The organism is Streptomonospora wellingtoniae (assembly GCF_031845375.1).
Taxonomy (GTDB): Bacteria; Actinomycetota; Actinomycetes; order Streptosporangiales; family Streptosporangiaceae; genus Streptomonospora; species Streptomonospora wellingtoniae.
In genome coordinates this window covers 1-25266 of sequence record NZ_JAVREK010000034.1, presented here as the reverse complement: position 1 = coordinate 25266, position 25266 = coordinate 1, and the positions used below count along the sequence as shown (strand labels likewise).

Here is a 25266-nt window from a genome sequence, read left to right as displayed (position 1 = left end):
GTGGCGGCAGCGCATACCGTCCTGGGCGCGACCGGAAAGGGAGCGCCCGCACTGGGCGCCGGGGTCGCGGTCACGCCGACCGGGGTGCGCGCCGGTCTGGGCGCGCTCTTCTTCTCGGGGGCGGTGTTGGCCGGGGTCGGCTTCGGCGTGGTTCCTGGGGGCGCTTCGCACCGTGCTCCCGCCGGTCGGCTCCGGCGAGGGCGCGGGCCTGACGTCGGCCATCTGCATCCTCAGCCACCTCGCGCTGTGCCTGCCCGCCGTGACCGACGCCTGCGGCGCCGCGCCGCGCCGAATGTCGTACCCGCATGGCACGCTCGTCCCGATCGTCGGCCGCAACGCGGACCGGCGCGCGGTCGGGGCCTGCCGGCGGGGGACGGATCCGCCGGCGGGTGCCCCGCGGCCCGGCCCGAAACCCGGCCCGCTGGCCCCGCCACCCGCGACCGGCCCGCCTCCCGCTGTTCGCCTCCGGCGGCCTGTCGGCCGCCCTACTGCTTGGCGTCCTTGTCGCGCCGCACGATCGTCTTTCGGCCCTTGATGGTGGTGTTCTTCAGCGCCGAGATGACGTCATCGGCGGCACCGTCGGGCACCTCCACCAGCGAGAAGCGCTCGGCGATCTCGATGTGGCCGATGTCGCGGCCGCGCAGCTCGGATTCCCCGGTGATCGCACCCACGAGGTCCTGCGGTCGCACCTTCGCGCCGCGGCCGGCCCCGATGAACAGGCGCGTCATCCCGCCGGCGGGCCCGCGGCCGCCCCGCTGTCCGTCGCGCTCGCCGCGCCGTCCCCCCTCGCGGCGGGCGCCGCGGCCCTTGTCCTTCTGCTCCGGCTTGATGCTGACCTCGGGGATCTCCTCCTCGTTGTCCACCGCGCCGCCGGTGGACTCGTGGGCGAGCTTGACCGCCGCCAGCGCCACCTCCATCACGTCGAACTCGTCGGCCAGCGTCTCGACCACCACGCGGAAGTGCTCGCGGTCGTCCTCGGCGTCGTCGTCGAGCAGCGACTCGCGCAGCGCCCCGCTGGTCAGCTCCAGGCGGCGGGCCCGGATGTCGGCGACGGTGGGGATCTTCTCGACCGTGATCGTGTAGTCGGTGGCCCGGCGGATGCTCTTGAGCATGCGGTGCTCGCGCGGCTCCACCAGCGTGATGGCCACGCCCTCGCGGCCCGCCCGGCCCACGCGGCCGATGCGGTGCACGTAGGAGTCGGGCGCCGAGGGCACGTTGTAGTTGACCACGTGCGACAGGTGCTCGATGTCGAGCCCGCGCGCCGCCACGTCGGTGGCCACGACCAGGTCGGTGGTTCCGGCGCGCAGCCGCCCCAGGGTGCGGTCGCGCTGCTCCTGGCTCATCCCGCCGTGCAGTGCCTCCGAGCGGTGCCCGCGCCCGTTGAGAACCTCGGTGAGCTGGTCGACCTCCTCGCGGGTGCGGCAGAACACGATCGCGGCGGTGGGCGACTCGACGTCCAGCAGCCGCCCGATGGCGGCGGGCTTGTGCGCCCGCGGCACCACGTAGGCACTCTGGCGCACCAGCGGCGCCTCGCCGACCTCGCGGGTCTCGCGGGCGATCTGGATGCGCACCGGGTCGGTGAGGTTCCCGCTGGCCATCTGCTCGATGCGCGGCGGCATGGTCGCCGAGAACAGCACCGTCTGGCAGCCCTTGGGAATCTCCTCCATGATCGCTTCGATGTCCTCGGCGAAGCCCATGTCGAACATCTCGTCGGCCTCATCGAGCACCGTCATGACCAGGTCGCCCAGGTCGAGGGTCCCCCGGCCCAGGTGGTCCAGCGCCCGCCCGGGGGTCGCCACCACGACGTCGACCCCGCGCTCCAGCCCGCGGATCTGGCGGCCGATGGGCTGCCCGCCGTAGACGGGCAGCACGCGCACGCCCATGTCGCGGCCGTAGCGGTGGACCGCCTCGCAGACCTGCACGGCCAGCTCGCGGGTGGGCACGAGCACCAGCGCCATCGGAGCCGCACCCTCGCGCCCCTCCGGCCGCTCGGCCATGCGCTGCAGGATCGGCAGCGCGAAGGCGGCGGTCTTGCCGGTGCCGGTGGCGGCCTGGCCGAGCAGGTCGCGCCCCTCGACCAGGTGCGGGATGGCCTCGCGCTGGATGGGAGTGGGCTCCTCATAGCCGAGCCGCACGAGCGCGCCGAGAAGCTCCTCCCGCAGCGGAAGGTCGGCGAAGCCGGGAACGGCGTCGGCGTCGGCGTCGGTGGTGGCCATGATGGGACTCCTCGTGCGGGCTACGGCGTGAACTGGTCGGTGTCGGCGGCAGACGCCGCCAGGGAATGTTCCCACTTCCCGGGCGCTTCGCGGACCCCGGGCGGGCGCATGCGGCCGTGCGATCGCCCTCACCGTGCCGCTTCCCGCGGCGGCGGCCGCCTACGCCTCGGACTCCCGCGACTCGAACGGCTCCGGCCGGGCGCCGGCGGGCAGCGCGGCCCGGCGGCAGTAGCGCAGGAACTCCTCGGCGCGGCGGTTCAGGGCCACCGCGCGCGGCCAGGCCAGCAGCACCGCCTCGGTGCGAACGGGCTCGGCGATCTCCTTGATGGCCACGCGGAACCCCTCGTAGGTGCGGTCGTTGGAGGGGCGCTGAACCAGGATACTGAAGCCCATCCCACGCCCGACCAGCGCGCGGGCGACCTCGTAGCTGGTGGGGCGGTAGCGCACGCGCGGCACCAGGCCGAAGGAGTGGCACAGCCCCAGCGCGTGGTGCGAGCTTGGCGCCGCGTCCAGCAGCACCATGGGCTCCTCGGCCAGCTCGTGCAGCGACACGGACTCCCGCTCGGCCAGGGGGTGGTCGGCGGGGAGCAGGATGTGCGGGCGCATGGTGAACAGCTCGGCGCGCTCCATCTCCGGCAGTACGTCCATGTCGTAGATGACCGCCAGGTCCAGCTCGCCGCTGAGCAGGCGCCGCTGGAGTACGTCCTGGGTGTCCTCGGCGAAGTCCACGGTCAGACCGGGGTGCAGCGCCGAGAACCCCTGGAGCAGCGGAGGCAGCACCGTGGGCGCCAGCGTGACGTAGCACCCCAGCGACAGCACCCCGGCCAGTGCACCCTCGCCCGCGCCCGCCTCGCCCTCCAGATCCTCGGCCTGGCGCAGCAGACGGCGCGCGCGGTGCAGCACCTGGGTACCGGTGGGGGTGAGCGTGACGCCGTGGGCCTTGCGCCGCACGCACAGCTGCACTTTGAGCGCGCGCTCCAGGTCGTTGAGCGCCAGCGACACGGCCGGCTGGGAGATGTGCAGGCGCTGGGCCGCCTCGCTGATCGTTCCGGCCTCGGCGATCGCGACGAAGTAGGCCAGCTGGCGCAGAGAGAACCGCGGAGCACCACTCATAAGTTCCACTGATGCCACTCCCAAGTTTCCTATGCTTTACCAATGCAGTGATGGGGATCACCCTAGAGGGAGAGCGGTGGCCCGAGGCACACCGGACGCGCCCGAGCGCGCCCGGATCCGCCGATCGGGCACCGCGGCAACCGGCAAGTCCGGACCGTCGACCCGCTAGCCGGCTCGCCCGCACCGGGCGGACCGCCGAGTTCTGCGAGGTGCCGCCCATGACCCCCGCCCCCTCCGCGCCCGCGGCCGCGAGCACGGCCCCCGTCCGCCCGCTCAAGGTCGCCGCCGCCAGCTTCATCGGCACCGCGGTGGAGTGGTACGACTACTTCATCTACGGCAGCGCCGCCGCGATCGTATTCGGACCGCTGTTCTTCCCCGAGTTCTCCTCGGCGGCCGGAACCCTGGCCGCCTTCGCCACGTTCTCCGTCGGCTTCCTGGCCCGCCCGCTGGGCGGAATCGTCATGGGCCACTTCGGCGACCGGGTCGGCCGCAAGTCCATGCTGGTGACCTCCCTGATCATGATGGGTGCGGCCACCGTTGCCGTCGGACTCCTGCCGACCTACCAGGACATCGGCGTGTGGGCGCCCGTGCTGCTGGTGGCGCTGCGCTTCGTGCAGGGCCTGGGCGTGGGCGGCGAGTGGGGCGGCGCCGTGCTGATGGCGGTCGAGCACGCCCCGCCCGAACGGCGCGGCTTCTACGGCAGCTTCCCGCAGATGGGTGTGCCCGGCGGGCTGATCCTGGCCAATCTCGTGTTCCTGTCGACGTCGGCGGTCGTCAGCGACGACGCCTTCCTCGCATGGGGCTGGCGGGTGCCGTTCCTGCTCAGCGCCGTGCTCGTCGCCGTGGGCCTGTTCATCCGCTTCCGCATCACCGAGAGCCCCGACTTCGTCGAGGTCAGCCGCAGCGGCCGGCGCGAGCGCATGCCCATCGCCTCGGTGCTGCGTCACAACCCCAAGCAGGTGCTGCTGGCGGCGGGCGCGTTCATCGGCAACAACACGGTCGGCTACATCTTCATGGCCTACGCGCTGTCCTACACCACCACCGTGCTGGGCCTGGACCGCAGCCTGATGCTGGGCCTGACTCTGGCGGGAGCGGTGGTCTGGCTGGCGGCCATCCCCTGGGCGTCGGCCATGAGCGACCGATTCGGCCGGCGCCGGGTGCTGCTGTCGGGATCGGTGGGCCTGGCCGCCTGGGTGCTCGTGTTCTTCGCGCTCATCGACACCGCCGGCACCGGGCTCATCCTCGTCGCGATGGTCGGCACCGCGTTCTTCCTCGGCGCCACCTACGGGCCGCTGGCCGCACTGTTCTCCGAACTGTTCAGCGCCCGGGTGCGCTACAGCGGCGCGTCGCTGGGCTACCAGATCGGCTCGATCCTGGGCGGCGGCCTGGCGCCCACCGCTGCCACCGCCCTGTACGCGGCGTGGCAGTCGTCCTGGCCGGTCACGGGCTACCTGTTCGCGGTGTGCCTGCTCAGCCTGGCCTGTCTGGCGGCGCTGATGCGACCGGCGCGCCGCTGAGCCCGACGCGCCCCGATCGGCTCCAATCGAACCCGTACCCGCATGCGGATCCGAAGACCCGCCCGAACCCGGGACCCGCACCCGGCACCGATCCGACCCGCACACACCGACCGCCGTGCGCGGCCCACCGGCCCGCACCGGCACCGCAGCAGGAGGAGAGATCCCGATGGCAGCCAAACCCTTCGCGTCCTCGGCCGACCTCGGCGAGAAGGAGCAGACCCTGGAGGTCCTCGCGGACGGCGTCTACGCGCTGACCGCCCAGGGCGACCCCAACATCGGCGCGATCGAGGGCGAGGACTTCCTGGTCTGCTTCGAGGCCCTCGCGACGCCCACCGCCGCACGCGAGTGGCTGGCGCGGCTGCGCGAGCACACCGACAAGCCGGTGCGCTACCTGGTGCTCTCGCACTACCACGCGGTACGTGTGCTGGGCGCCAGCGCCTTCGGCGCCGACGTGATCGTCGCCCACGAGAAGACCCGCGGGCTCATCGCCGAGCGCGGCGAGGCCGACTGGGCCAGCGAGTTCGGCCGCATGCCGCGCCTGGCCAAGGACCCCGACTCGGTGCCCGGCCTGACCTGGCCCACCATGACCTTGTCCGACCGCGCCTCCATCGAGCTGGGCGGCGACCGCGGGCGGCTGGAGCTGCGCTACCTCGGCCGCGGCCACACCGAGGGCGACATCGTCGCCTGGCTGCCCCAGCAGCGCATCCTCTTCGCCGGCGACCTGGTCGAGGCCGAGGCCGCGCTCTACACCGGCGACGCCTTCCACTACGACTGGGCCGGCTCCACCCTCGACGGCGTCGCCGCTCTGCGGGCCGAGGCGCTCGTCGGCGGGCGCGGGCCCGTCACCCGCGGACGCGAGGCGGTCGACGCGGCCGTCGCCCAGACCCGCGACTTCCTCCGCACCATGATCGTCGAGGTGGGCGCCGTGCACGCGCGCGGCGGCACCCTCAAGGAGGCCTTCGCCGCCGCGCACGCCGCCCTGGTCGACGGCTACGGCCACTGGCCCATTTTCGAGCACTGCCTGCCCTTCGACGTCTCGCGGCTGTGGGACGAGCTGTCGGGGACCGAGCGCCCCGTGGTCTGGACCGCCGAACGCGACCGCGAGGTCTGGGACCGGCTCCAGAGTTGAGCGCCCGCCGGAGACAGCGAGCGAACGGAGGCGACATGCCCGAGCCACCCGTCCCGCCCCCCGCTCCGCCCGCCGACCCGGGCGCGGCGCCCGAACCCGTGCTCGTGCTGGGCGCGGGGCCGGTCGGCCAGACCGCGGCGCTGCTCCTGGCGCGCTGGGGCGTGCCGGTCACCGTCGTCGACGCCCGCCCCGAGCGCGCCGCCGCGGGGTCCAAGGCCATCGTCCAGCAGCGGGACGTGCTCGACGTCTGGGCGACCCTGGGCGCCGACGCGGTCGCCGAGGAAGGGCTCACCTGGGACACCGCCCGCACCTTCTACCGCGACCGCGAGCTGTTCAGCGTCCGGCTGCGCGACCGCGGCGCCTCGCCGCTGCCGCCGTTCGTCAACCTCTCGCAGTCCCGCACCGAGCGCATTCTGGACGAGCGCATGGCCGCCGCCGGGCTGGCTGTGCGCTGGAACCACGAAGTCACCGCCATCGACCAGGACGCCTCCGGCGTACGGGTGCGGTGCGCGGCCCCCTCCGGCGACGTCGAGCTGCGGGGCTCCTACGCGCTGGCGTGCCTGGGCCCGCACGGGCGGGTGGCACGCGAGGCGGTCGGCGCCGACTTCGGCGGAGCCAGCTTCGACGACCGCTTCCTCATCTGCGACATCCGGGCCGACCTGCCCGGCTGGGAGCGGGAGCGGCGGTTCTACTTCGACCCGCGATGGAACCCGGGCCGCCAGATCCTCATCCACCCCTGCCCCGACTCGGTCTTCCGCATCGACTGGCAGGTGCCGCCCGACTTCGACCTGGAGCGCGAGGAGGCCCAAGGCGGGCTCGACCGGCGCATCCGCCAGATCATCGGCGACCGCCCCTACGAGATCGTGTGGCACTCGGTCTACCGGTTCCACACACGGGTGGCCGATCCGATGGGCGCCGGCCGGGTGCTGCTCGCCGGCGACTGCGCGCACCTGGTCGCCCCGTTCGGTGCGCGCGGCCTCAACTCCGGGGTGCACGACGCCGAGAACGCGGCCTGGAAGCTGGCGTTCGCCCTCAAAGGCTGGGCCGACCCGCGCCTTGTCGAGACCTACGCCGCCGAGCGGCTGGCCGCCGCCCGCGACAACGCCGAGATCACCGGCGCGACCATGCGCTTCCTGGTCCCCCGCACCCCCCGGGAGCACGCGCACCGGCTGAGCGTGCTGGAGAGCGCGGCCGCCGACCCGCGGGCGGCCTCGCGGGTCGACTCCGGGCGGCTGTTCGAGGCCTTCTACTACACCGAATCGGCGCTGACCACCCCGTGCGCGAGCCGGCCCTTCCCCGGTCGCCCGCCGCGCGGCGAACCCCCGGTGCCCTGTCCGGGCGTGCTCGTGCCCGACGTCCCCCTCAGCCTCGCGGGGCGGCCCGAGATCACCCGGCTGCGCACCCTGGCGCGCGAGGGCGTCACCGTGCTCGCGTCCAGCGCGCGGGGCGCGCGGGCGGCCCGAGCCGCCGCGCAGCGGGCCACACCCGCCCCGGTCAGCGCCCTGGTCCTCGCCGAGGCCGACCCCACGGGCGCGCTGGCCGCCGCACTGGACGCCCGTTCCGGCGAGGTGTGGCTGCTGCGCCCCGACGCCCACATCGCCGCGGTCTGCGACGAGGACGACACGGCGGCCGTCACCGCGGCCGTCGAGACCTGCCTGGGCGGGGCCGCACCCGTCCCCGGGCGGGTTCGGCAACCAGGAGAGGAGCAGGACGGTGGCGTACTACCGGCGAGTGGGTGAGGTACCGCCCACGCGGCACACCCAGCACCGCACGCCCGAGGGCGGGCTGTACTACGAAGAGCTGATGGGCGAGGAGGGGTTCTCGTCGGACTCCTCACTGCTGTACCACCGCAACATCCCGTCGGCGATCGTCGACGCGCGCCCGTGGGAGGTGCCCGACCAGGCGCGCACGCCCAACGCGCCGCTCGTGCCGCGCCATCTCAAGCTGCACGGGCTCTTCGGCGAGGATTGGAAGTCCGCCGACGCGGTGACCGGGCGCCGCCTGGTGCTGGGAAACGACGACGTGCGCATCAGCTACGTCGCGGCCGGGCAGCCCTCCGACCTCTACCGCAACGCCATCGGCGACGAGTGCGTGTACGTGGAGTCGGGCCGTGCCACGGTCGAGACCGTGTTCGGGGCCGTCGAGGCAGGGGAGGGCGACTACGTGGTGCTGCCGCGCGCCACCACGCACCGGTGGGTCCCCGAGGGCGGCGAGCCGCTGCGCGCCTACGCCATCGAGGCCAACAGCCACATCACCCCGCCCAAGCGGTACCTGTCGCGGTTCGGCCAGTTCCTGGAGCATGCGCCCTACTGCGAGCGCGACCTGCGCGGCCCGTCCGAGCCGCTGCTGGCCGAGGGCCGCGACGTCGACGTGCTGATCAAGCACCGCGGCAGCGGCGCCGGCGGCATCGCCGGCACCCGCTACACCTACCCGGCCCACCCCTTCGACGTCGTGGGCTGGGACGGCTGCCTCTACCCGTACGTGTTCAACGTGGCCGACTTCCAGCCCATCACCGGGCGCGTGCACCAGCCGCCGCCCGTCCACCAGGTCTTCGAGGGGCACAACTTCGTCGTCTGCAACTTCGTGCCCCGCAAGGTCGACTACCACCCGCTGTCGATCCCGGTGCCCTACTACCACTCCAACGTCGACTCCGACGAGGTCATGTTCTACTGCGGCGGCGACTACGAGGCCCGCAAGGGCTCGGGCATCGGCCGGGGATCGATCTCGCTGCACCCGGGCGGGCACTCCCACGGGCCCCAGCCCGGCGCCTACGAGGCCAGCGTGGGCGTGCAGGCGTTCGAGGAGCTGGCCGTCATGGTCGACACCTTCCGACCGCTGGATCTGGGCGAGGGCGGCCAGGCCGCCGAGGACCCGGGCTACGCGTGGACGTGGGCCGGCGGCCGGAGGCCGCAATGAGCCCGGGACGCGCACAGGGCGGCGGCCGAGCGGGTGAGGCGGCGGCCGCCGGGGCGGCCAGGGCGGCCGCACCCGCCGGCCCGCCTCCGCTGTATACAGCGCTGCTGGACGACGCCGCGCTGTTCCCGCCGGGCGAGGCACCGATGGCCGAGGCCGTGGGCGCGCACCTGCGCTACCGCCTCGGCCCGCAGGCGCCGCTGACCGGGCCGTTCGTCGTGGCGGCCGGGCGCCTGGCCGAGCTGGGCCGGGCCCTGCGCGAGCACCCGGGCACGCCGCTGGCGGTGTGCGTCACCGTGCCCGAGGGGCCGGGCGGGCTGGGGCCGGCACTGGAGGCGGCCGCGGCGCTGCCCGCGGTCGAGCCGGTCGCGGTCGAGGTCGCCTCCGCTTCGGCCGCCGCCGGCGGCCGAAGCGGCGCCGACGGAGGCGGGGCCGCCGCGGCCGTGGCGCGCGCGGCCGCCGCGCTCGACCGGCACCTGCCCCGGCACGCGACCGGCTACGTCGAGCTGCCGCGCGGCGCCGACCCCCGCCGGTGCTTCGACGCCCTCACGGGGACCGCGCACCGTGCCAAGCTGCGCACCGGCGGCACCCGGGCCGACGCCTTCCCCGGCGAGGACGAGCTTGCCGGTGCGCTGTGCGCCGCCGCGGAGCGTGGCCGGGCACTCAAGTGCACCGCCGGGCTGCACCACGCCGTCCGGCACACCGACCCCCGCACCGGATTCGAGCACCACGGGTTCCTCAACGTGCTGCTGGCAGTGCACGCCGCGCTGCGCAGCGGCGACCGCGCGGAGGCCGCCGGGGTGCTGGCGCTGCGCGACGGTGCGCGCGCGGCGGCAGCGGCGGCCGCGCTCGACGCGCACGAGGCCGGCACCGTCCGCGGCCTGTTCTCCTCGTTCGGTACCTGCAGCGTGTTGGAGCCGCTGGGCGACCTGGTCGCCCTCGGCCTGCTCTCACCCGCGGTACTGGAGTGATCATGCCGCCTCCGCCGGAGTGATCCCCCGCCCGCGCCTCCCCCGCAGCGGGTGCGGCGCGGCCGCCGACCGCACCTTCGACCCGAGAGGACCCCATCCGTGCGCGTTCCCCAGACCTGGCTCGGCGTCGCCCCCGACGACCCCTTCGGCCCGGCCACCCTGCCCTACGGCGTCTTCAGCCCTGCCGACGGCGGCCGCCCCCGCGTCGGCGTGGCCGTCGGCGAGTGGGTGCTCGACCTGGCCGCGGCCGCCCACGCGCTCGACGCGCCCTTCGCCGAGGCCGCCGACGCCCCGGTGCTCAACCCCCTGATGGCCCGGGGGCCCCAGACCTGGCGCGCGGTGCGCTCGACGCTGACGGCGTGGCTGAGCGACCCCGCGTACGAGGAAGCGCTCCGCCCGCACCTGGCCCAACGTTCGGGCGTGCGGCTGCACCTGCCCTTCGAGGTGGGCGACTACGTCGACTTCTACTCATCGGAGCACCACGCGGCCAACCTGGGCCGCATCCTGCGGCCCGGCCAGCCGCCGCTCACCCCCAACTGGAAGCACCTGCCCATCGGCTACCACGGCCGCTCGGGCACCGTGGTGGTCTCGGGCACCGAGATCGTGCGGCCCATGGGCCAGCGCAAGCCGCCGTCCGCTGAGCGGCCGGAGGTCGGGCCGTCGGCGCGGCTGGACGTCGAGGCCGAGGTCGGGTTCGTCGTGGGCGCGCCCGCTCCGCGGGGCGGCCGGGTGCCGGTGTCGGCCTTCGCCGAGCACGTGTTCGGGGTGTTCCTGGTCAACGACTGGTCCGCGCGCGACCTGCAAGCTTGGGAGAACGTTCCGTTGGGGCCGTTCTTGGGCAAGTCCTTCGCCACGTCGGTGTCGCCGTGGGTGGTTCCCCTTGAGGCCCTGGAGGACGCCCGCGTGGCGCCGCCGGAGCGCGACCCCGAGCCCCAGGAGTACCTGCGCGACGCCGCGGGCGAGCCGTGGGGGCTGGACCTGCGGCTGGAGGTGCGGCTCAACGGCCACACCGTCTCGCGCCCGCCGTTCTCGGCCATGTACTGGACGCCGGCCCAGCAGCTCGCGCACCTCACGGTCAACGGCGCATCGCTGCGCACCGGCGACATCTACGCCTCGGGCACGGTCAGTGGCCCGGGGCCCGGCGAGCAGGGGTCACTGATCGAGCTCTCCTTCAACGGCGCCGAGCCGCTGGAGCTGCCCGGCGGCGGCACCCGCGGGTTCCTGGAGGACGGCGACACCGTCTCCATCTCGGCGAGCGCGCCGGGGCCCGGCGGCGCGGTGATCGGGTTCGGCGAGGTCGTCGGGCGTGTGCTGCCCGCGCAGGGCTGAGCGGACAGCACGCGGCCGCGACGCGGCCCGGGCCGGGGCGCACGCGCGAGGCGAGGCGCCCCGGCCCGGGGACGCGGACACGGTATCGGGGGTCGCCCCGGCTGATCCGGGGCGTCCCGGATCAGCTGAGGCGTCCCGATCAGCCGAGGTCGTAGACGCGCACGTAGTCGACCTTCATCTGCTGGGGGAACTGCGTGCTGGCGTCGGGGGCGCCGGGCCAGGAGCCGCCCACGGCCACGTTCAGGATCATGAAGAACGGGTGGTCGTAGACCCACGGGTTGCCGCGGGTGTCGGCGGGGGTGAACGTCTGGTAGGCGTTGCCGTCGACGAACCAGGTGATGCTGTTGGGGCTCCACTCCACGGCGAACGTGTGGAAGGTGTCGGCGAAGGCCCAGCCCTGCGGGTGGTAGTAGGAGCCCGTGATGGGGTTGCCGCCGGAGTAGCCCGGGCCGTGCAGCGAGCCGTGCACGTCGGCGGGCTGGCTGCCGATGTTCTCCATGATGTCGATCTCGCCGCTGTTGGGCCAGCCGACCTGGCCGAGGTCGTTGCCCAGCATCCAGAAGGCCGGCCAGATGCCCTGGCCGATGGGGATCTGGATGCGGGCCTCGAAGCGGCCGTAGGCGTGCTCGAACTTGCCGGCGGTGTTCATCCGGCCCGAGGTGTACTGGCAGTATCCGTAGTGGCACTGGTAGTCGCCCGGGTTGCCCTTGCGGGCGGTGATGACCATGTTGCCGTTGCCGTCGTGGGCGAGGTTGTCGCGCCGGTTGGTGTAGTACTGCAGTTCGCCGTTGCCGCCGCCGTCGCCGTTGACCTCGACGTTCCACTTGCCGCCGTCGGGGGCGGTGCCGGCCGGCCGGTTGAACTCGTCTCTCCAGATGAGCGCGCCGGCGCCGGCGGCCTTGGCGGCGTTTCCTGCGGCGGCGGGCGCGGCCTCGGCGGTGCCGGCGCCGCCGTCGGAGGTGTTCAGGGCGATGAGCCCGGCCGCGGCCGTCGCCGCTGCGCAGGCCACCGCGGCCGCGCTGATCAGCGGACCGCGACGGCGCCGGCTCTTCCGGGGGGTTTCGGTGTTCATTCTTCAGACCGATCCGGACGCCGACCGGCCCGCGCGCGGCAGTGGCCGCAGCGGGGTGACACGGACCGGGGCGCCCTTGTCGACAGGGGGCGTGGGGGCACCCGCTCGTCGGGGGATGACCGACCGGCCGGCCGCGAGGGAGGCGGACGACCGCGGAGCGGGTCTGACGTGCACATCACTGATATGCGCACATCTGTCACCCTATGTAGTTGGCAATGAACTTTACTAAAAACGCGCAAACCCCCGCAAGGGGGTTCGCGCGGCGGCGCCGATCTTGTAGCTAGCGCAAATGGAAATCGTTTTCCTTCACGATAGCTACAAGATCAACGGGATGTGGTGCCCGGTGCCGCCGGGGTTCAGCGCCCCGGGCGCCAGGTGCCCTGCGCGACCTGCGGAACGAAGGAGTCCAGCTTGGCCGCCTCTCCGCGGGCGGTGAGGTCGATGCGGCGGCCCTCCTGCGCCGACAGGTAGGCGGCCATGAGCAGGCGCGTCACCTGCAGTCCGTCGTCCAGTCCCTCGTCGGGCGCACGGCCGTCGAGGAACCGGGTGACCATGTGGCGGTTCTCCTCGGTGTAGCCGTAGGCGCCCGCCTCGTCCGGCAGCACCGGCATCAGCCCGCCCTCGGCGTTCTGCTTCTCCACCAGGTCCTCGCCCTGTCGGCCTGCGACCTCGCGGCTGAGGAAGACCTTCGCCTCGGTGTCGAGGCTGTTGACCTGCATCGCGTACTCCGGCCCCAGCAGCTCGAAGCTCAGCCGCAGACCGGCGCCGACGTAGCTCCACGAGGTGGTGCCCTCGGCCACGACCTCGTCGCCGTCGCCGTTGCGGAACACGATCGTCGAACGGGCGTAGTCCTCCGCGGGGCGGGTGCGGTAGTCCACCTCCGGTCCGTAGCGGCGCATCAGCTCGTCGGCGTAGGCGGGCCGCGACCACTTCAGGCAGGCGATGGTGGCGTCGACGCTCACCGGCGTCAGCCACTCCGACGCCGAAACCCCGGGCGGGGTCAGCAGATAGCGCCCGGCCTCCACGCTGTGGCACATCATGTCGTTCAGGACGCCGCCGCCCTGCTTCTCCCCCTGCCAGAACCAGCCCTTGTGCGGCCCGCTATGCTCCTCTGCGCAGCGGGCGAGATACGGAGAGCCGGCCGCCGCGGCGCCGCGCGACCACACCAGGTCGTGCGCGCGCACCACGCCCGGCGCGAAGACCTGGTTCTCGAGGTATCCGTGCAGCAGCCCCGCCTCCTCGACCAGCCGCTTGACCTCCGCGGCCTCGGCCACGGTGCGGCCCAGCGGCTTCTCCACGGCGATGCCGCGCAGCCGCGCGCGCCCCGAGGCGACCTCCTCGGTGATGGCGCGCACGGTCTCCAGGCGCACGTGGTTGGGGGTGGTCACCCAGACCGCGTCCACGGCCGGGTCGCGCACCATGTCGCGGACGTCGGCATAGGCGGCGGGTGCGCCGACGCGCTGCTCGCGCGCGAGGTCGCAGATCCGGTGCACCGCGGACTCGGTGCGGCCGCAGACAGCGGTCACGTCGGCGTGGCGCACGCCGCGGAACGCGCGGGTGTGGAAGTCGGCGATGAAACCGCTGCCGACGATTCCGACTCCGAGCCGGTCGCTCGCCTGTGCTGTCACGTTGGTCTCTCCAAATCCGTGAATGGGTGCCGCGGGGCGATCGCCGATCACTGCCGCAGCCTCTTCTGCCTGCCGTAGGCGGTCAGGACGATGACGAGCACCACGCCGTAGATGATCTGGCGCGGCGCGTCGCCCCACTCCCCGCCGCCGATCTGCATGATCCGCAGTAGGGAGTCGAGCACGGTCAGCAGGATCGCGCCGATGACGGTGCCCAGGTAGCCGCCGACGCCGCCGACCAGCGCGGTGCCGCCGATGACGGCCGCCGCCACGCTGTTGAGCATGTAGTCGGTGCCCAGGCTGGTGTAGACGTTCTGGGAGTAGCCGAGCAGCAGCAGCCCGCCCACGCCCGCGAACAGCGACGAAAGCACGTAGGCGGAGAACTTCACCGCCGAGGTGTTGACGCCGGAGAGGTAGGCGGTCGTGGGGTTGGCGCCCACCGCGTACAGCCGCCAGCCGTAGGGGCTGCGCCGCAGCAGCCACACGACCAGGACCGACAGCCCCAGCCAGAGCCACAGCACCCCGGGGATCCCGGCGACGGTGTCGCCCGCGACCAGGGTGCGCAGCATCGGCGCCGCGGAGCCCTCGGGCCGCCCGCCGGTGTAGAGCCGGATGAACCCGGTGACCACCGCGATCATGCCCAGCGTCATCACCAGCGGCGGCACGCGGAAGACCAGCACGCCCACCGCGTTGACGACCCCCACGACGCAGCAGGCGCCCAGCGCCAGCAGCACCGCCGTGAGGATGCCGTCGTCGGAGCCGGCCATGAACCGGGAGGCGACGATGGCCGACAGGGTGGCGGTGGCGCCCACGGACAAGTCGATGCCCTCGCCGCCGGCGATGATCACCAGCGTCTGGCCGATCGCGATCACGCCGAGGAACGATGCGACGGTCAGGAGCGTGACGAACTGGCCCCAGCTCGCGAACGCGGGTGAGACCAGGGCCGCGGCCACCCACAGCAGTACGGCCACCGAGCCCGAGATCACCACGGGGTCGCGCGCCAGGCGGAGCAGGAGCGGCGTCCGCGCCGGGGCGGGCGCCTGCTCGGGAGCGCCGGGCGCCCCGGGGGCTCCCGGCCGGGCGGTATCGACGTTCATCGCGTCCCTGCCTTTCCGCGCGTGAAGGCCGGCCGCCGCGCGCCGCCGCCGGCCGTCAGCAGCCCGGCCAGCGCGATGGCGGCGATGATGATGCACCCGTAGACGAACTCGCGGGCATCCGTGGGCACCCCGGCGAAGAACACCAGGCTCTGGATCAGCGACAGCACGATCGCCCCCACCAGGGCGCCGCCGACCCCGCCGGAGCCTCCTTTGAGCCGGGTGCCGCCGATGACCAGCGCCGCGATCGACCCCAGGGTCAGTTCGGTGCCAAGCGTCGGGTCGCCGGCGCCGGAGTCCGCCAGCAGAGCGACGCCGGCCAGCGCGGCCACCGTGCCGCCCGCGACGTAGGAGAAGACGCGCACCGAGGAGACCGGGACGGCGGAGGTGTAGGCGGCGTCGGCGTTGCCGCCCACCGCGTAGAGGTACTGGCCGAACCGGTGCTGCCGCAGCAGCCGCCAGGCCAGCCACAGTGCCAGCAGCAGCACGGCGGGGATCGGGATGTACAGCGCCAGAACCATGCCGAACACCTGGGTGAGCGCGGGCGATGCGGTGCCGCCCGGTTGCGGCAGCACGAGCAGCGCCAGGCCGCCGAAGACCGAACTGGTGGCGAAGGTCGCCACGATCGGCTGCAGCCGGAGACCGGCCACCACCAGGCCGTTGACGAGTCCGCACGCGGCGCCGGTGGCCAGACCCGCGGCCAATGCCAGCGGCAGCCGGGAGTTGTCGCCGTCCATCAGCACCACCGACACCGCCGACGCGAGCGTCACGATCGTGCCGATGGACAGGTCGATCCCGCCGCCCAGCACGATGATGGTCTGCGCCGCGGCGATGGTGGCCACCGGCAGGAACGTCGCGAAGCTCGCGCTGAGCGAGTAGGGGGAGAAGAAGGCGGGCTGGAGCGCAACCGAGGCTGCGAGGGTGATGGCCAGCAGCGCCGCGACGGCCAGCGTCGGCATGCGCGCCGACGCCGCCGACCGCGCCACCTGGGCCAGCGACCCGGGTACGGCCGACGCCGGCCCGGCGCCGGGGGAGCGGGTTGGTGTGGGCGTACTCATCGCCTTCCTCGGTGTGGGAGCGGCGGCTTGCGGCGCGGCTCGGGAGCCGCGCAGGCGGGCTCGGCGGCGGTGCGGGTGGGCTCGGCGGCCGTGCGGGCGGCGGGGCGCCGCGCCGCCGACGCGGTCACGCGCCGTCTCCGTTGTCGGCGGCCTCTCGGGCCGACGCGCCGGGGCGGGCCCGGGCGCCACCGGTGTCCCGGCCCGGCCGGGCGCCCGCGGCCTGCGCCCCCGTCGCGGTACCGGCCGCAGAGGTGCCGTTGGCTTCGGTGACGTGCATGGCGCTGGCGATCAGGGTGTCCTCGGTGAGGCGCCCGCCGGCGACCTCGTCCACGACGCGGCCCTCGAACAGCACCAGCACCCGGTCGCAGACCTCGACCAGCTCGCGGTCGTCGCTGGAGCCCAGCACCACTGCCGCGCCGGCCGCCGCCAACTCCGCGACCACGGCGAACATCTCCGCCTTCGCGCCCACGTCGATGCCCTTGGCGGGGTCGTCCATCAGCACGACCCGGGGGTCGGTGGGGAACCACTTGCCCACGACGATCTTCTGCTGGTTGCCGCCCGACAGCGTCGAGACCGGGTCGTCCAGCGAGCCGTAGCGGGTGCCGATGCGCTCGGCCACGGAGCGCGCCTCGGCGGCTTCGCGGCGCTTGGACAGCGCCACGCCCAGCGCGGCCCGCCGGCCCACCGAGGGCAGCGCGAAGTTCTCCAGGATCGGGCGGCCCAATGCGAGCCCCTGCCCGCCGCGGTTGCCGGGCACGTAGGCGAAGCCGGACCGCACCGCCTGCTTGGGCGAACGCGGGTGAACGGAGCGCCCGCCGAGCCGCACCGTGCCGCCGGAGCGCCGGCGAGCACCGAACAGGGCGGCCAGCAGTTCCGACTGCCCCTGTCCCTGCAGCCCGCCCAGCCCCAGCACCTCGCCCGGCTCGACCTGGAAGGAAATGCGGTCGAGCCGGTCGCCGGAGAGGTCGACGACCTCCAGCAGCGGCTCGGCTTCGGCGGTGCCGGAAGCAGCGGCGCCTGCGGCGCCGCCGTCCCCCGGACCGCCGGTCGCCGGTCCGCCGTCCCCCGGACCGCCGGTCGCCGAACCGACGGCGCCGGCCGCCGCACCGCCCGGGTGCGCGGCCGCCGGCGCCGAGTCTTCCGACATCAGCTCCACCAGTTCGGCCTCGGCGGTCTCGCCGACCGCGACCGTGGTGACGGCGCGGCCGTTGCGCATGATCGTCGCGCGGTCGCAGACCGCCCGGATCTCGGCCAGCCGGTGTGTGATGAAGAGGATGAGCACGCCGCGCTCGCGCAGCTCCGCGACCACATCGAAGAGTACGTGCACCTGGGCGCGGCGCAGCGAGGCGGTCGCCTCGTCCAGCACGAGCACGCGCGGCTCGCGCACCAGCGCCTTGCAGATCTCCACGACCTGGCGCTCGCCGGGGTCGAGGTCGGCGACCCTCTCCTCAGCGGGCACCCGGCCGCCGAACGCCGGGGCGAAGCGCTCCAGCCACGGCCGTGCGCGCGCCCGGGCCGCGCGGCGGTCGCGCAGTCCGAACCGGGTCGGCTCGACGCCCAGCACCAGGTTGTCCAGGACCGTGAAATCCTCGATCAGCGACAGTTCCTGATAGACGGCAGCGACCCCGGCGGCCAGCGTGTCGCGCGGGCCGCGCGGGCGCAGTCGGCGCTCCTCCAGCACCACATCGCCCGCGTCGGGCCGCACCACGCCCGTCAGCACCTTCAGCAGCGTCGACTTGCCCGACCCGTTGGGACCGAGCACGGCGTGCACACTGCCCGCCTCGGCCCCGAAGTCGGCGCCGGCCAGGGCGGTGACGCCCCCGTAGCGCTTGCGCACGCCGCTCATCCGCAGAAGCGGCGGCGTGTCCACAGCTGTCGTGCCCACAGCTCTCTCCCTGCTCCGCCCGACCGGAGCCGGGGCGCGGGTACACCCGGCCCCGGCGCCCGGGTCACTTGAAGTAGCTGTCCGCCTTCTCGGCGCTGATGCTGTGGTCGACGGCGTAGGCGTCCGGCTCGTCCTCCACCTCGGCGAAGCGCTCGTCGAAGTTCTCGTCGGTCACGGTCTCGGGGATCGGCAGGTAGATCGTGTTGCCGTCCTCGATCGCGCCGTCCGCGAACTCCTCGCCCTGCAGCATCCGCACGACCACGTGCAGCGCCGACACCGACACCGACGGAGGGTTCGGCACGCCGATGCTGGAGAAGTCCCCGTCGGACTCGCGCAGCTTGTTCCACTCCTTCATGTAGCCCACGCGGGCCTCGCCGGTGATGGCGACCTCGTCCTCCAGGCCCTCGGCCTGCAGCGCCTGCATGGCGCCCAGAGCCATGCCGTCCTGGACGAAGACGCCGTCGACGTCCGGGTTGCTGGCCAGCAGGTCGCGGGTGACGGTCTGGCCCTTGCTCTGGTCCCATTCGGCGAAGTCGTTGGCCGCGACCTCCACGCCGGCCTCGTCGAACACCTTCTGGGCGCCGGACCAGCGGGCCTCGTTGGCCGGGTGGCCGTCGATGCCGTTGACCGCGATGACGCGGCCGCCGTCGCCGACCTCCCCGGCCAGCCACTCGGCCGAGATCGAGGCCCACTCGGCCTGGTCGATGACCACGTTGGTGACGTGCTCGGACTCCACCGCCTGGTCGATCGCCACGATCTCGATGCCCTGGTCGGCAGCCTCGGCGAAGACCTGGTCGAGAGCGGTGGGGGAGTTGGGGTTCACGATGATCGCGTCCACGTCGGAGCGGATCAGGTTGCGGATCTGCTGGATCTGGCCGTTGACGTCGACATCGGCGCTTTCGACGACGAGTTCGTCGACGACCCCGTCGGACTTGTAGTCGGCGAAGGAGTCCTCCAGGACGGAGAGCATCTGCTCCCGCCACTCGCTGCCGATGAAGCCGTTGCTGACGCCGATGGTGAAGGGGCCCTCGGACTCCCCGCCGCCGTCGTCGGTTGCTTGCGGGTTGCTGCACGCGGTCGCGGCGAGGACGATGCCCGCCGCGGCGAGCGCGCCGAGGGCGCGGGGGCCGAAGCGCCGGCGCGGATTCCAACCCATGGTGGGCCTCCAGGTACCTGAGAAGGGGGATCGGTGGGTCAGTGGATGGGGGATTGGGCGATGGGAGTGGGGGTGGGGGACTGGGGAACGGGGACGGGGGCGGAAGCGGCGAGGAGCCGGGGTCGGGGTCGGGGTGCGCGGGGACGAGCGGCTAGGGCGCCGCCGCCGTGGCGCCGGCCGCCTGCGCGGCTGCCAGGGAGCGGTCGATCTGCTCGGGGGCGAGGACGTGGTCGATGGCCAGGCGGCCGGCACCCAGTGCGCCGCCCGCCTCGCGGGTGCCGGTGGGAATGACCGTGAGCCGGTGGGTCGCCAGCGGCAGCGACCGCTGGTAGATGACCTCGCGGACGCCCGCCAGGAGGGGCTCGTGCGCCGCGGCGAGCACGCCGCCCACCACGATGGCCTCGGGGTTGAAGAAGTTGACGAGCCCTGCGAGCACGTCGCCGATTGCGCGTCCGGCCTCGCGCACCAGGCGTACGGCCAGCGGGTCGCCGCTGCTGACCAGTTCGACGACCGCGCGGCCGTCGGCCGCCGTCACGCCCGCCTCGCTCAGCCGGGCGGCGAGCGCGGCCCCTCCGGCCACCGCCTCCAGGCAGCCGGAGTTGCCGCAGCGGCAATGGGCGTCGTCGGCGCCGGGTACCCGGATGTGTCCGATGTCGCCCGCGCTGCCCTGGGCGCCGCGGTGCAGTCGGCCGCCCGCGATGATGCCGCACCCGATGCCGGTGCCGACCTTCACGAAGAGCAGGTGGTCCGCACCGGTTCCGCCGTGGCGGACCTCGCCGAGCGCGAGCGCGTTGACGTCGTTGTCCACGAGCACTTCCAGCTGGTAGCGCGAGGTGAAGTACTCGGGTACGGGGTACTCGTGCCAGCCGGGCATGATCGGTGGATTGACGGGCCGCCCGGTGGCGAATTCGACGGGACCCGGCACGCCGATTCCGATGGCCTTGACCGCCGCCAGGGGGCGCCCCGCCTCGGCGATCAGCTCGTGCATCCGGGCGTCGATATGGCTCAGCACGTGTTCGGGTCCCTCTGCTATGTGCAGCGGGGCTTCGGTGTCGGCCAGCACCGCGCCGCCGATGTCCATCAGCGCGACACGGCAGTGCGTAGCGCCGAGGTCGACGCCGAGGACGCAGTTGGACGCGGTGTTCAGCCGGAGTACCCGGGGCGGCCGCCCTCCGGTGGAGGCGCCGCTCTCGCGCTCCTCGACGATCCCGTGGGCGATGAGCGTGTCGACGCGCTGTGCCACCGTCGACCGCGCCATCCCGGTCAGCCTGGCCAGCTCGGCCCGGGTGCCGGCGTCCCCTCGGCTGATGATCCCGAGGACGTCGCCCGGAGAGTTCACGGGGTCTCCGTTCTCCTGATAGAGCCCGCCGCGCGCGATGCGCCGCCGGAAAGTCGAAGGGTCGAGGGTCGGGGGATGTCGAGGGCGGTCGGGAGGTTCGGATGCGGCCACCGGCCCGGCTCCGAGCAAATGGAGACAGGTTGTGACCCAGGACACGAACGTACGCATGCTTATGTCGCGCGTCAATACCTCTTCTGACGAAAATCGTTAGAAGTTCCGCAGAATCAGCCATGCGGTAGGCAGAAGGAGGGCGGGGGCGGACACGCCGGCGTGAGGGAGCGGGTGCCGCGGCTGTGTCGGTCTCGTGCGCCTTGTCCGGGGAAGGTGAAATTCATTGGCTTTGCTACAAAGGGCATCTTATCGACCTCATGGGGTAATTGTCCCTGGCGGCGGCCCTAGGCATCCGGTCACGGCCGGTAGGTGCATCTCTGTTGCGGCACGCCCAATCGGAGGGCTGCTGCGGGCCGCCGATCCGACTGCACGAGGAGCTGTTCGCATGGATCTCTGGCGTACGACTACTGCGACCACTGCCGGGCTCACCCTGGGAGTCGCGCTCGTCATGGCGGCACCGGGCATCGCATCCGCGGAAGATCCCGTGCCTCCACCGCCGCCGGACATGGACTGTCCTGATGTCGAGGAGGACAGCTTCCAGGTGAGCGAGGGCGATCCGCACCGCTTCGACGCCGATGGCGACGGCATCGGCTGCGAGGACGACGAAGGGGGCGGCGACGGGGACACCGGCGGTGGCGGTGCCGACAACGCCGACTCGACCTCCGACTCCGGTTCCGACAACGGCGGCGCCGGGACCGGTGGCGGCGGCAGTGAATCCGGCGGCGGCATGCCCGCGGGCGGTGTCGACACCGGTGGTGGCGCGGGCTCCGGCGGAGACACGGCAGGGGTGCTGACCGCAGCGGCGGCGGCACTGCTCGCCGGCGGCGCCTTCGTGTTCAACCGGCGGCGCCCGGTCGGCGCGCGTGGCTCGCGCCGGTGAGTGAACGCCGCATCCGCCTGACGGGTCCGTGCGTGTCAGCGCGAGCCCTGGCGGCATTGGGGGTGGCCGCGCTGCTCATCGGCGCGGTCACTCTCGACACCGAAGCCGGCCTGCCCGGCCCGGTGCCCGAACCGCCGCCTTCCGCGGGGAGGCACGGGCCGCCCATGGACCGGGCGAAGCCGGTGTCGCTGGCGGTGCCGGCGTTGGAGCTGCATACCCGCAGCCTCGTCCGGCTGGGGCTGACGGACACCGACCGGCTTGAGGCTCCCGGCCCCTGGCAGGCCGTCGGGTGGTGGTCGGGCGGAGCGGCTCCCGGTGAGAAGGGCGCGGCGGTGCTTGCCGGACACGTGGATTCCCGAACCGGCCCGGCGGTCTTCTTCGGTCTCGACCGGCTGGAGCGCGGGCACCGTATCCGCGTCGGGCGCGCCGACGGCACGACCGCGCGCTTCGCGGTGGAACGGGTTTCCCTGCACGCTAAGGACGACTTCCCCACCCGGCGCGTGTACGAGGCCGAACCGGGGCGGGCGGAGTTGCGGCTGATCACGTGCGGCGGCGCGTTCGACGCCGCAAGCGGTCGCTACACGGCCAACACGGTCGTTTACGCCCGTCTCGTGGGCTGACGGCGGCGGTGGGCGGGGCCTCAGGCGGTGGGGTCGGGGGGCCAGGGCGCCAGGGGCGGGAGCCGCGAGGCGGATGTTTCCAAGTCGCCGTCGGTGCGGCGGCCGGCCATCCAGGCCGCGAGGTCGCGGAGCGCGCCCGCAACCTCGACCGCAGTCCCCGCGCCCATGGTTGTACTGAAACCGGTGTCGGTCGCCCGGAGGGTGAGCCGCAGCCCCGGGGGCGTCCGCGGGGCGAGGAAGTCCAGGGCATGCAGCGCGAAGGGCAGCGGCCAGTGGCGGGGCCGGTAGCCGGCGGCGAGGTCGACCGCGTGGATCTCCGCCTCCCGCCAGCGCGCCAGGGCGGTGTCCAGCACCGTTGCGTTGCGGAACCGGACAGGGCGGTGCCAGTCGTCGGCGCTCATCCGCGCCCAGACGTCCTCCAGGTCCCGCTGGGCCGAGTCGAGGTCGCCGCGCAGGAGCGGCAGTGGGCGGTGGGCGCCGTGTTCGAGGGCGAGGTCGCGTCCCTGCTGCCCTCCGTCGTACATGTCGACGAGCCGTCCTTCGAGCGCACAGCGGGCCTGCCGCTCGAAGGCGCGGGCGTTGTCCGCCAGGTGCTGGAGCACGTGCCCGCGGGACCACCCGGGCAGCTCCGCCGGCGCAGCTGCGGGCGCGTCTTCCCCCTCCCAGCGGTCGAGCAGGTCCAGCACGCGGGCGTGCGCCGCGGCGACCCGCCGGGTCAGCTCCCGGGGAAACGTCGGTGATCCGGACACCGGGGCAGCCTACGCCCCGCCCGGCCCGCCCAGCACGACGCCGGCGCGGGCATCGGGCCGCAGCCGGCCGGGGCGCCTACGGTCTCACGCGTTGCGGCAGGTGGAAGGCCGCGGTGGTTCCGGGGGACCACAGGACCGAGGCCGGCGGTGCCGGCGGGTGGGTGATCCCGGCGGCGGGGAGGAGGTCGCCGCGGTAGGAGCGGAGTTCGGCGCGGTGAAGGGACCAGGGCGGGTGGGATACGGGGAGCCAGACGGTCCTGCCCCGGCGGGCGGTGTGCAGGCCCCAGCGGGCGGTGAGGAAGACCTCCAGCCGGGAGGGCTCGGGGATCGGGCCGCCGACGGCGACGTGCCAGCGGGCGGACGCGGCCGGGCAGGGCCAGCGGCGGCGGACGGCGCCGGCCGAGCCCGCGGGGCCGTAACGCAGGGACACGTCGGACCACATGTAGGGCACCCCGGTCAGGCCGCGGGCGGCGAGGACGCTCGGCAGCGCGTCGGCGTCCATGGTCAGGAACACCACGCCGCGGCGCCCCTGCGGGTCCACGGAGTACAGCCGCACGTTGACCTCGTCGAACCCGCCGGTCGGCAGGGTGCCCAGGGCCCGCGGCGCGGTCACGCGGAATGCCACCAGCCCGACGTAGGTGCGTCCCGCAATCGTGTCGGGGCGCGTGCCGGCCGGCAGGAGGCGCCGAACGGCGCGGATATCGGCCGCCCAGTGCACGAACACCACGTCGCGCCAGTGCTGGGTCAGCGGGGCGGGCCCGGCTCGCGCCCGCGCGCGGGCCGACGGCGGCGCGTCGTCGGGCTGTTCTCGCGGACCCTGCTGCACGGCCCACCTTCCAGCGGATTGGGGCGCGGCGCCCGTCCGTCACCGCCGCGCCTCCGCCAGGACCTTCTCGGCATCGCCGTCGAAGGTCCAGCGGGACAGCAGCATACACACACCGCCCAGCAGTTTGGGCACGGTGAGGATGAGGAAGGCGGTGCGCAGCGAGCCCGACGCGTCGGAGGCGACGCCCACCGCCAGCGGGCCGATCGCGGCGCCCAGGGTGAGCAGGAAGTTCAGCGCCGCGAAGCCGAGCCCGCGCGAGTGGGCGCCCACGACGTCGGCGACCGAGGCCATGACGCAGGGGATGGCCAGGGCTCCGAGGAACGACGAGAGCAGCAGCAGCCCGGCGAAGAGCGCCAGCGAATCGGTCAGCAGGGCCCCCGCCAGTGTCGGCGCGCCCAGGAGGGTGCCCGCAGCGGCGACGGTCACGCGGCCGCCCCGCACCGCCTCGTGCGCCCTGCGGCCCAGCCACGCACCGGCCAGGGTGCCGGCGACGACGCCGACCACTGAGGATCCGCCGGAGAGCGGGCCCGCGACCGCGGTGCCCACGTCGAAGGCGCGGGTGATGTAGGTGGTCATCCAGTAGGCCGTGCCCAGCAGCCCGGACGTCAGCAGCATCAGTCCCACCGACAGCAGGACCAGCGTCGGCACGGCCGCCACCTGGCGCAGTTGCCGACCGAAGGGCGGCGCGGTGGCGGTCGGCTCCGCCTGCGCCGCTCCGGCGCACTCCCCGTCGGCGGTGCCCCCGGCCGCGGTGGATTCCGGGGCCTCGCGGGCGCCGCCGCGGGCGATCACGGTGTCGAGCCGGCCGCGCGCGGGCTCGGCCAGCCGCCGGCAGACGAGTGCGACTGCGATGCCCGGCACCGCCATGATCAGGAACGTGGCCCGCCAGCCGACCAGTTCGCCCAGGACTCCCGCGAAGACCGTGCCGATGCCGCCGAGGTAGGTCGTCATACGCGTCCACCCGTACACCTTCGGGCGGCTGGCGGGCGGATAGTAGTCGGCAAGCAGGCTGTTGGCGGCGGGGTTGTCCACCTGCTCGGCGCCGGCCAGCAGCACCCGCATCGCGTAGAAGACGGCGAATCCCAGCGCCAGCCCGGAGCCCACCGTGGCCAGAGCCCAACACAGGACCACGACCGCGATGATCCGGGTGCGCGTGTAGCGGTCGGTGAGGTAGCCGGCGGGGATCGCCACCAGCGCCGACGCGAGGGCGGCGGCGGTGGGGATGCTGCCGCCGACGGTGTCGCTGAACCCCCACTCCGCCTGGATCAGCGGCAGCGTGCCCTGGAGCAGCGCCGCCTCGACCCGATCCACCAGCCCCACGAGGAACAGGACCACCAGCGGTGCCCAGCCGTGGGGGGCGGCGTCGGTTGCGCTGACGGCGCCGCCGCGCGGTTCGCCCAGCCTGCGCCGCGTGCCCGACGGTTTGCTCTCCCGGGTGCTCGGTCGAGTGCGCGGGGAGGAGGCCATGGCATCCCATTCTTAGAACCGAGTTCTAGTAATGCGTTTTAGAGTGCCATGGGTCATATACGCGCGCCACCCCCGTTATGTTTTTGGTGGCCCTGCAACAGGGCCACCGGCCTCTGGGCCCGGCATGACTGTGTCCCCCTGTCGAACCCATGACCCGGGGGGTGGTGTCACCGGGCCCGAGAGGTGCCGTCGGAGA

20 protein-coding genes are annotated in these 25266 nt (G+C 73.8%); 8 read left to right on the top strand and 12 right to left on the bottom strand.

Features of this window, described 5'->3' with window-relative positions; all coding sequences use genetic code 11:
• Nucleotides 1–485 precede the first annotated feature (485 nt).
• Together RM446_RS23110 and RM446_RS23105 are read right to left on the bottom strand one after the other, a co-directional pair.
• Entirely contained in the window at nt 486–2216 is a 1731-nt protein-coding gene (locus RM446_RS23110) for a DEAD/DEAH box helicase (RefSeq protein ID WP_311547538.1), read from the bottom strand.
• A 159-nt stretch (nt 2217–2375) separates the two neighbouring features.
• A complete protein-coding gene (locus RM446_RS23105) occupies nt 2376–3347 on the bottom strand; it encodes a LysR family transcriptional regulator (protein WP_311547537.1) in 972 nt (323 codons plus the stop codon).
• 200 nt (nt 3348–3547) lie between these two features.
• On the opposite strand from RM446_RS23105, the gene RM446_RS23100 reads away from it, so the two are divergent.
• The 6 genes from RM446_RS23100 to fahA all read left to right on the top strand — a co-directional run bounded on the left by RM446_RS23100 (nt 3548) and on the right by fahA (nt 11188).
• Nucleotides 3548–4846, top strand: coding sequence for an MFS transporter (locus RM446_RS23100; protein ID WP_311547536.1), 1299 nt, complete (start codon nt 3548–3550; stop codon nt 4844–4846).
• A gap of 166 nt (nt 4847–5012) precedes the next feature.
• Nucleotides 5013–5975, top strand: a complete 963-nt coding sequence (locus RM446_RS23095; RefSeq protein ID WP_311547535.1) for an MBL fold metallo-hydrolase — start codon at nt 5013–5015, stop codon at nt 5973–5975.
• Between the two features lie 35 nt (nt 5976–6010).
• Nucleotides 6011–7714 (top strand): FAD-dependent monooxygenase, encoded by a 1704-nt coding sequence (locus tag RM446_RS23090; RefSeq protein ID WP_311547533.1) that lies wholly within the window; start codon nt 6011–6013, stop codon nt 7712–7714.
• A complete protein-coding gene (locus RM446_RS23085) occupies nt 7689–8891 on the top strand; it encodes a homogentisate 1,2-dioxygenase (protein WP_311547532.1) in 1203 nt (400 codons plus the stop codon). The genes RM446_RS23090 and RM446_RS23085 overlap by 26 nt, the downstream gene beginning before the upstream one ends.
• Entirely contained in the window at nt 8888–9859 is a 972-nt protein-coding gene (locus RM446_RS23080) for a hypothetical protein (protein ID WP_311547531.1), read from the top strand. Before RM446_RS23085 ends, RM446_RS23080 begins: the two co-directional genes overlap by 4 nt.
• Before the next feature lie 99 nt (nt 9860–9958).
• Nucleotides 9959–11188 (top strand): fumarylacetoacetase, encoded by a 1230-nt coding sequence (gene fahA, locus RM446_RS23075; protein WP_311547530.1) that lies wholly within the window; start codon nt 9959–9961, stop codon nt 11186–11188.
• 139 nt (nt 11189–11327) lie between these two features.
• Here fahA and RM446_RS23070 read toward each other — a convergent pair whose 3' ends face one another.
• The 7 genes from RM446_RS23070 to RM446_RS23040 form a co-directional block, all read right to left on the bottom strand.
• Nucleotides 11328–12260 carry a glycoside hydrolase family 16 protein gene (locus RM446_RS23070; RefSeq protein ID WP_311547529.1) on the bottom strand — a complete coding sequence of 311 codons (933 nt, stop codon included), beginning with the start codon at nt 12258–12260 and terminating at the stop codon, nt 11328–11330.
• Between the two features lie 356 nt (nt 12261–12616).
• Complete coding sequence (locus tag RM446_RS23065; RefSeq protein ID WP_311547528.1) at nt 12617–13888, bottom strand: Gfo/Idh/MocA family protein; 1272 nt, start codon at nt 13886–13888, stop codon at nt 12617–12619.
• A gap of 47 nt (nt 13889–13935) precedes the next feature.
• Nucleotides 13936–14982 carry an ABC transporter permease gene (locus tag RM446_RS23060; protein ID WP_311547527.1) on the bottom strand — a complete coding sequence of 349 codons (1047 nt, stop codon included), beginning with the start codon at nt 14980–14982 and terminating at the stop codon, nt 13936–13938.
• Nucleotides 14979–16037: an ABC transporter permease gene (locus RM446_RS23055; RefSeq protein ID WP_311547526.1), complete on the bottom strand. Its 1059-nt coding sequence runs from the start codon at nt 16035–16037 to the stop codon at nt 14979–14981. Before RM446_RS23055 ends, RM446_RS23060 begins: the two co-directional genes overlap by 4 nt.
• A gap of 124 nt (nt 16038–16161) precedes the next feature.
• Nucleotides 16162–17922, bottom strand: a complete 1761-nt coding sequence (locus RM446_RS23050; RefSeq protein WP_311547525.1) for a sugar ABC transporter ATP-binding protein — start codon at nt 17920–17922, stop codon at nt 16162–16164.
• A 64-nt stretch (nt 17923–17986) separates the two neighbouring features.
• A complete protein-coding gene (locus RM446_RS23045; RefSeq protein WP_311547524.1) occupies nt 17987–19078 on the bottom strand; it encodes an ABC transporter substrate-binding protein in 1092 nt (363 codons plus the stop codon).
• 151 nt (nt 19079–19229) lie between these two features.
• Nucleotides 19230–20417, bottom strand: coding sequence for an ROK family transcriptional regulator (locus RM446_RS23040; RefSeq protein WP_311547523.1), 1188 nt, complete (start codon nt 20415–20417; stop codon nt 19230–19232).
• 496 nt (nt 20418–20913) lie between these two features.
• Between RM446_RS23040 and RM446_RS23035 the strand changes: the two genes are divergently transcribed.
• Nucleotides 20914–21408, top strand: a complete 495-nt coding sequence (locus RM446_RS23035) for a hypothetical protein (protein ID WP_311547522.1) — start codon at nt 20914–20916, stop codon at nt 21406–21408.
• Nucleotides 21409–21440: 32 nt separating this feature from the next.
• The gene (locus tag RM446_RS23030; protein ID WP_311547521.1) at nt 21441–22028 is read left to right on the top strand and encodes a class F sortase; all 588 of its coding nucleotides are present in this window, start codon (nt 21441–21443) and stop codon (nt 22026–22028) included.
• Between the two features lie 20 nt (nt 22029–22048).
• Here RM446_RS23030 and RM446_RS23025 read toward each other — a convergent pair whose 3' ends face one another.
• The 3 genes from RM446_RS23025 to RM446_RS23015 all read right to left on the bottom strand — a co-directional run bounded on the left by RM446_RS23025 (nt 22049) and on the right by RM446_RS23015 (nt 25070).
• Complete coding sequence (locus RM446_RS23025) at nt 22049–22777, bottom strand: maleylpyruvate isomerase family mycothiol-dependent enzyme (RefSeq protein ID WP_311547520.1); 729 nt, start codon at nt 22775–22777, stop codon at nt 22049–22051.
• Nucleotides 22778–22853: 76 nt separating this feature from the next.
• Nucleotides 22854–23603 (bottom strand): YqjF family protein, encoded by a 750-nt coding sequence (locus tag RM446_RS23020; RefSeq protein WP_311547519.1) that lies wholly within the window; start codon nt 23601–23603, stop codon nt 22854–22856.
• A gap of 39 nt (nt 23604–23642) precedes the next feature.
• Nucleotides 23643–25070 carry an MFS transporter gene (locus tag RM446_RS23015; RefSeq protein WP_311547518.1) on the bottom strand — a complete coding sequence of 476 codons (1428 nt, stop codon included), beginning with the start codon at nt 25068–25070 and terminating at the stop codon, nt 23643–23645.
• Nucleotides 25071–25266 lie beyond the last annotated feature (196 nt).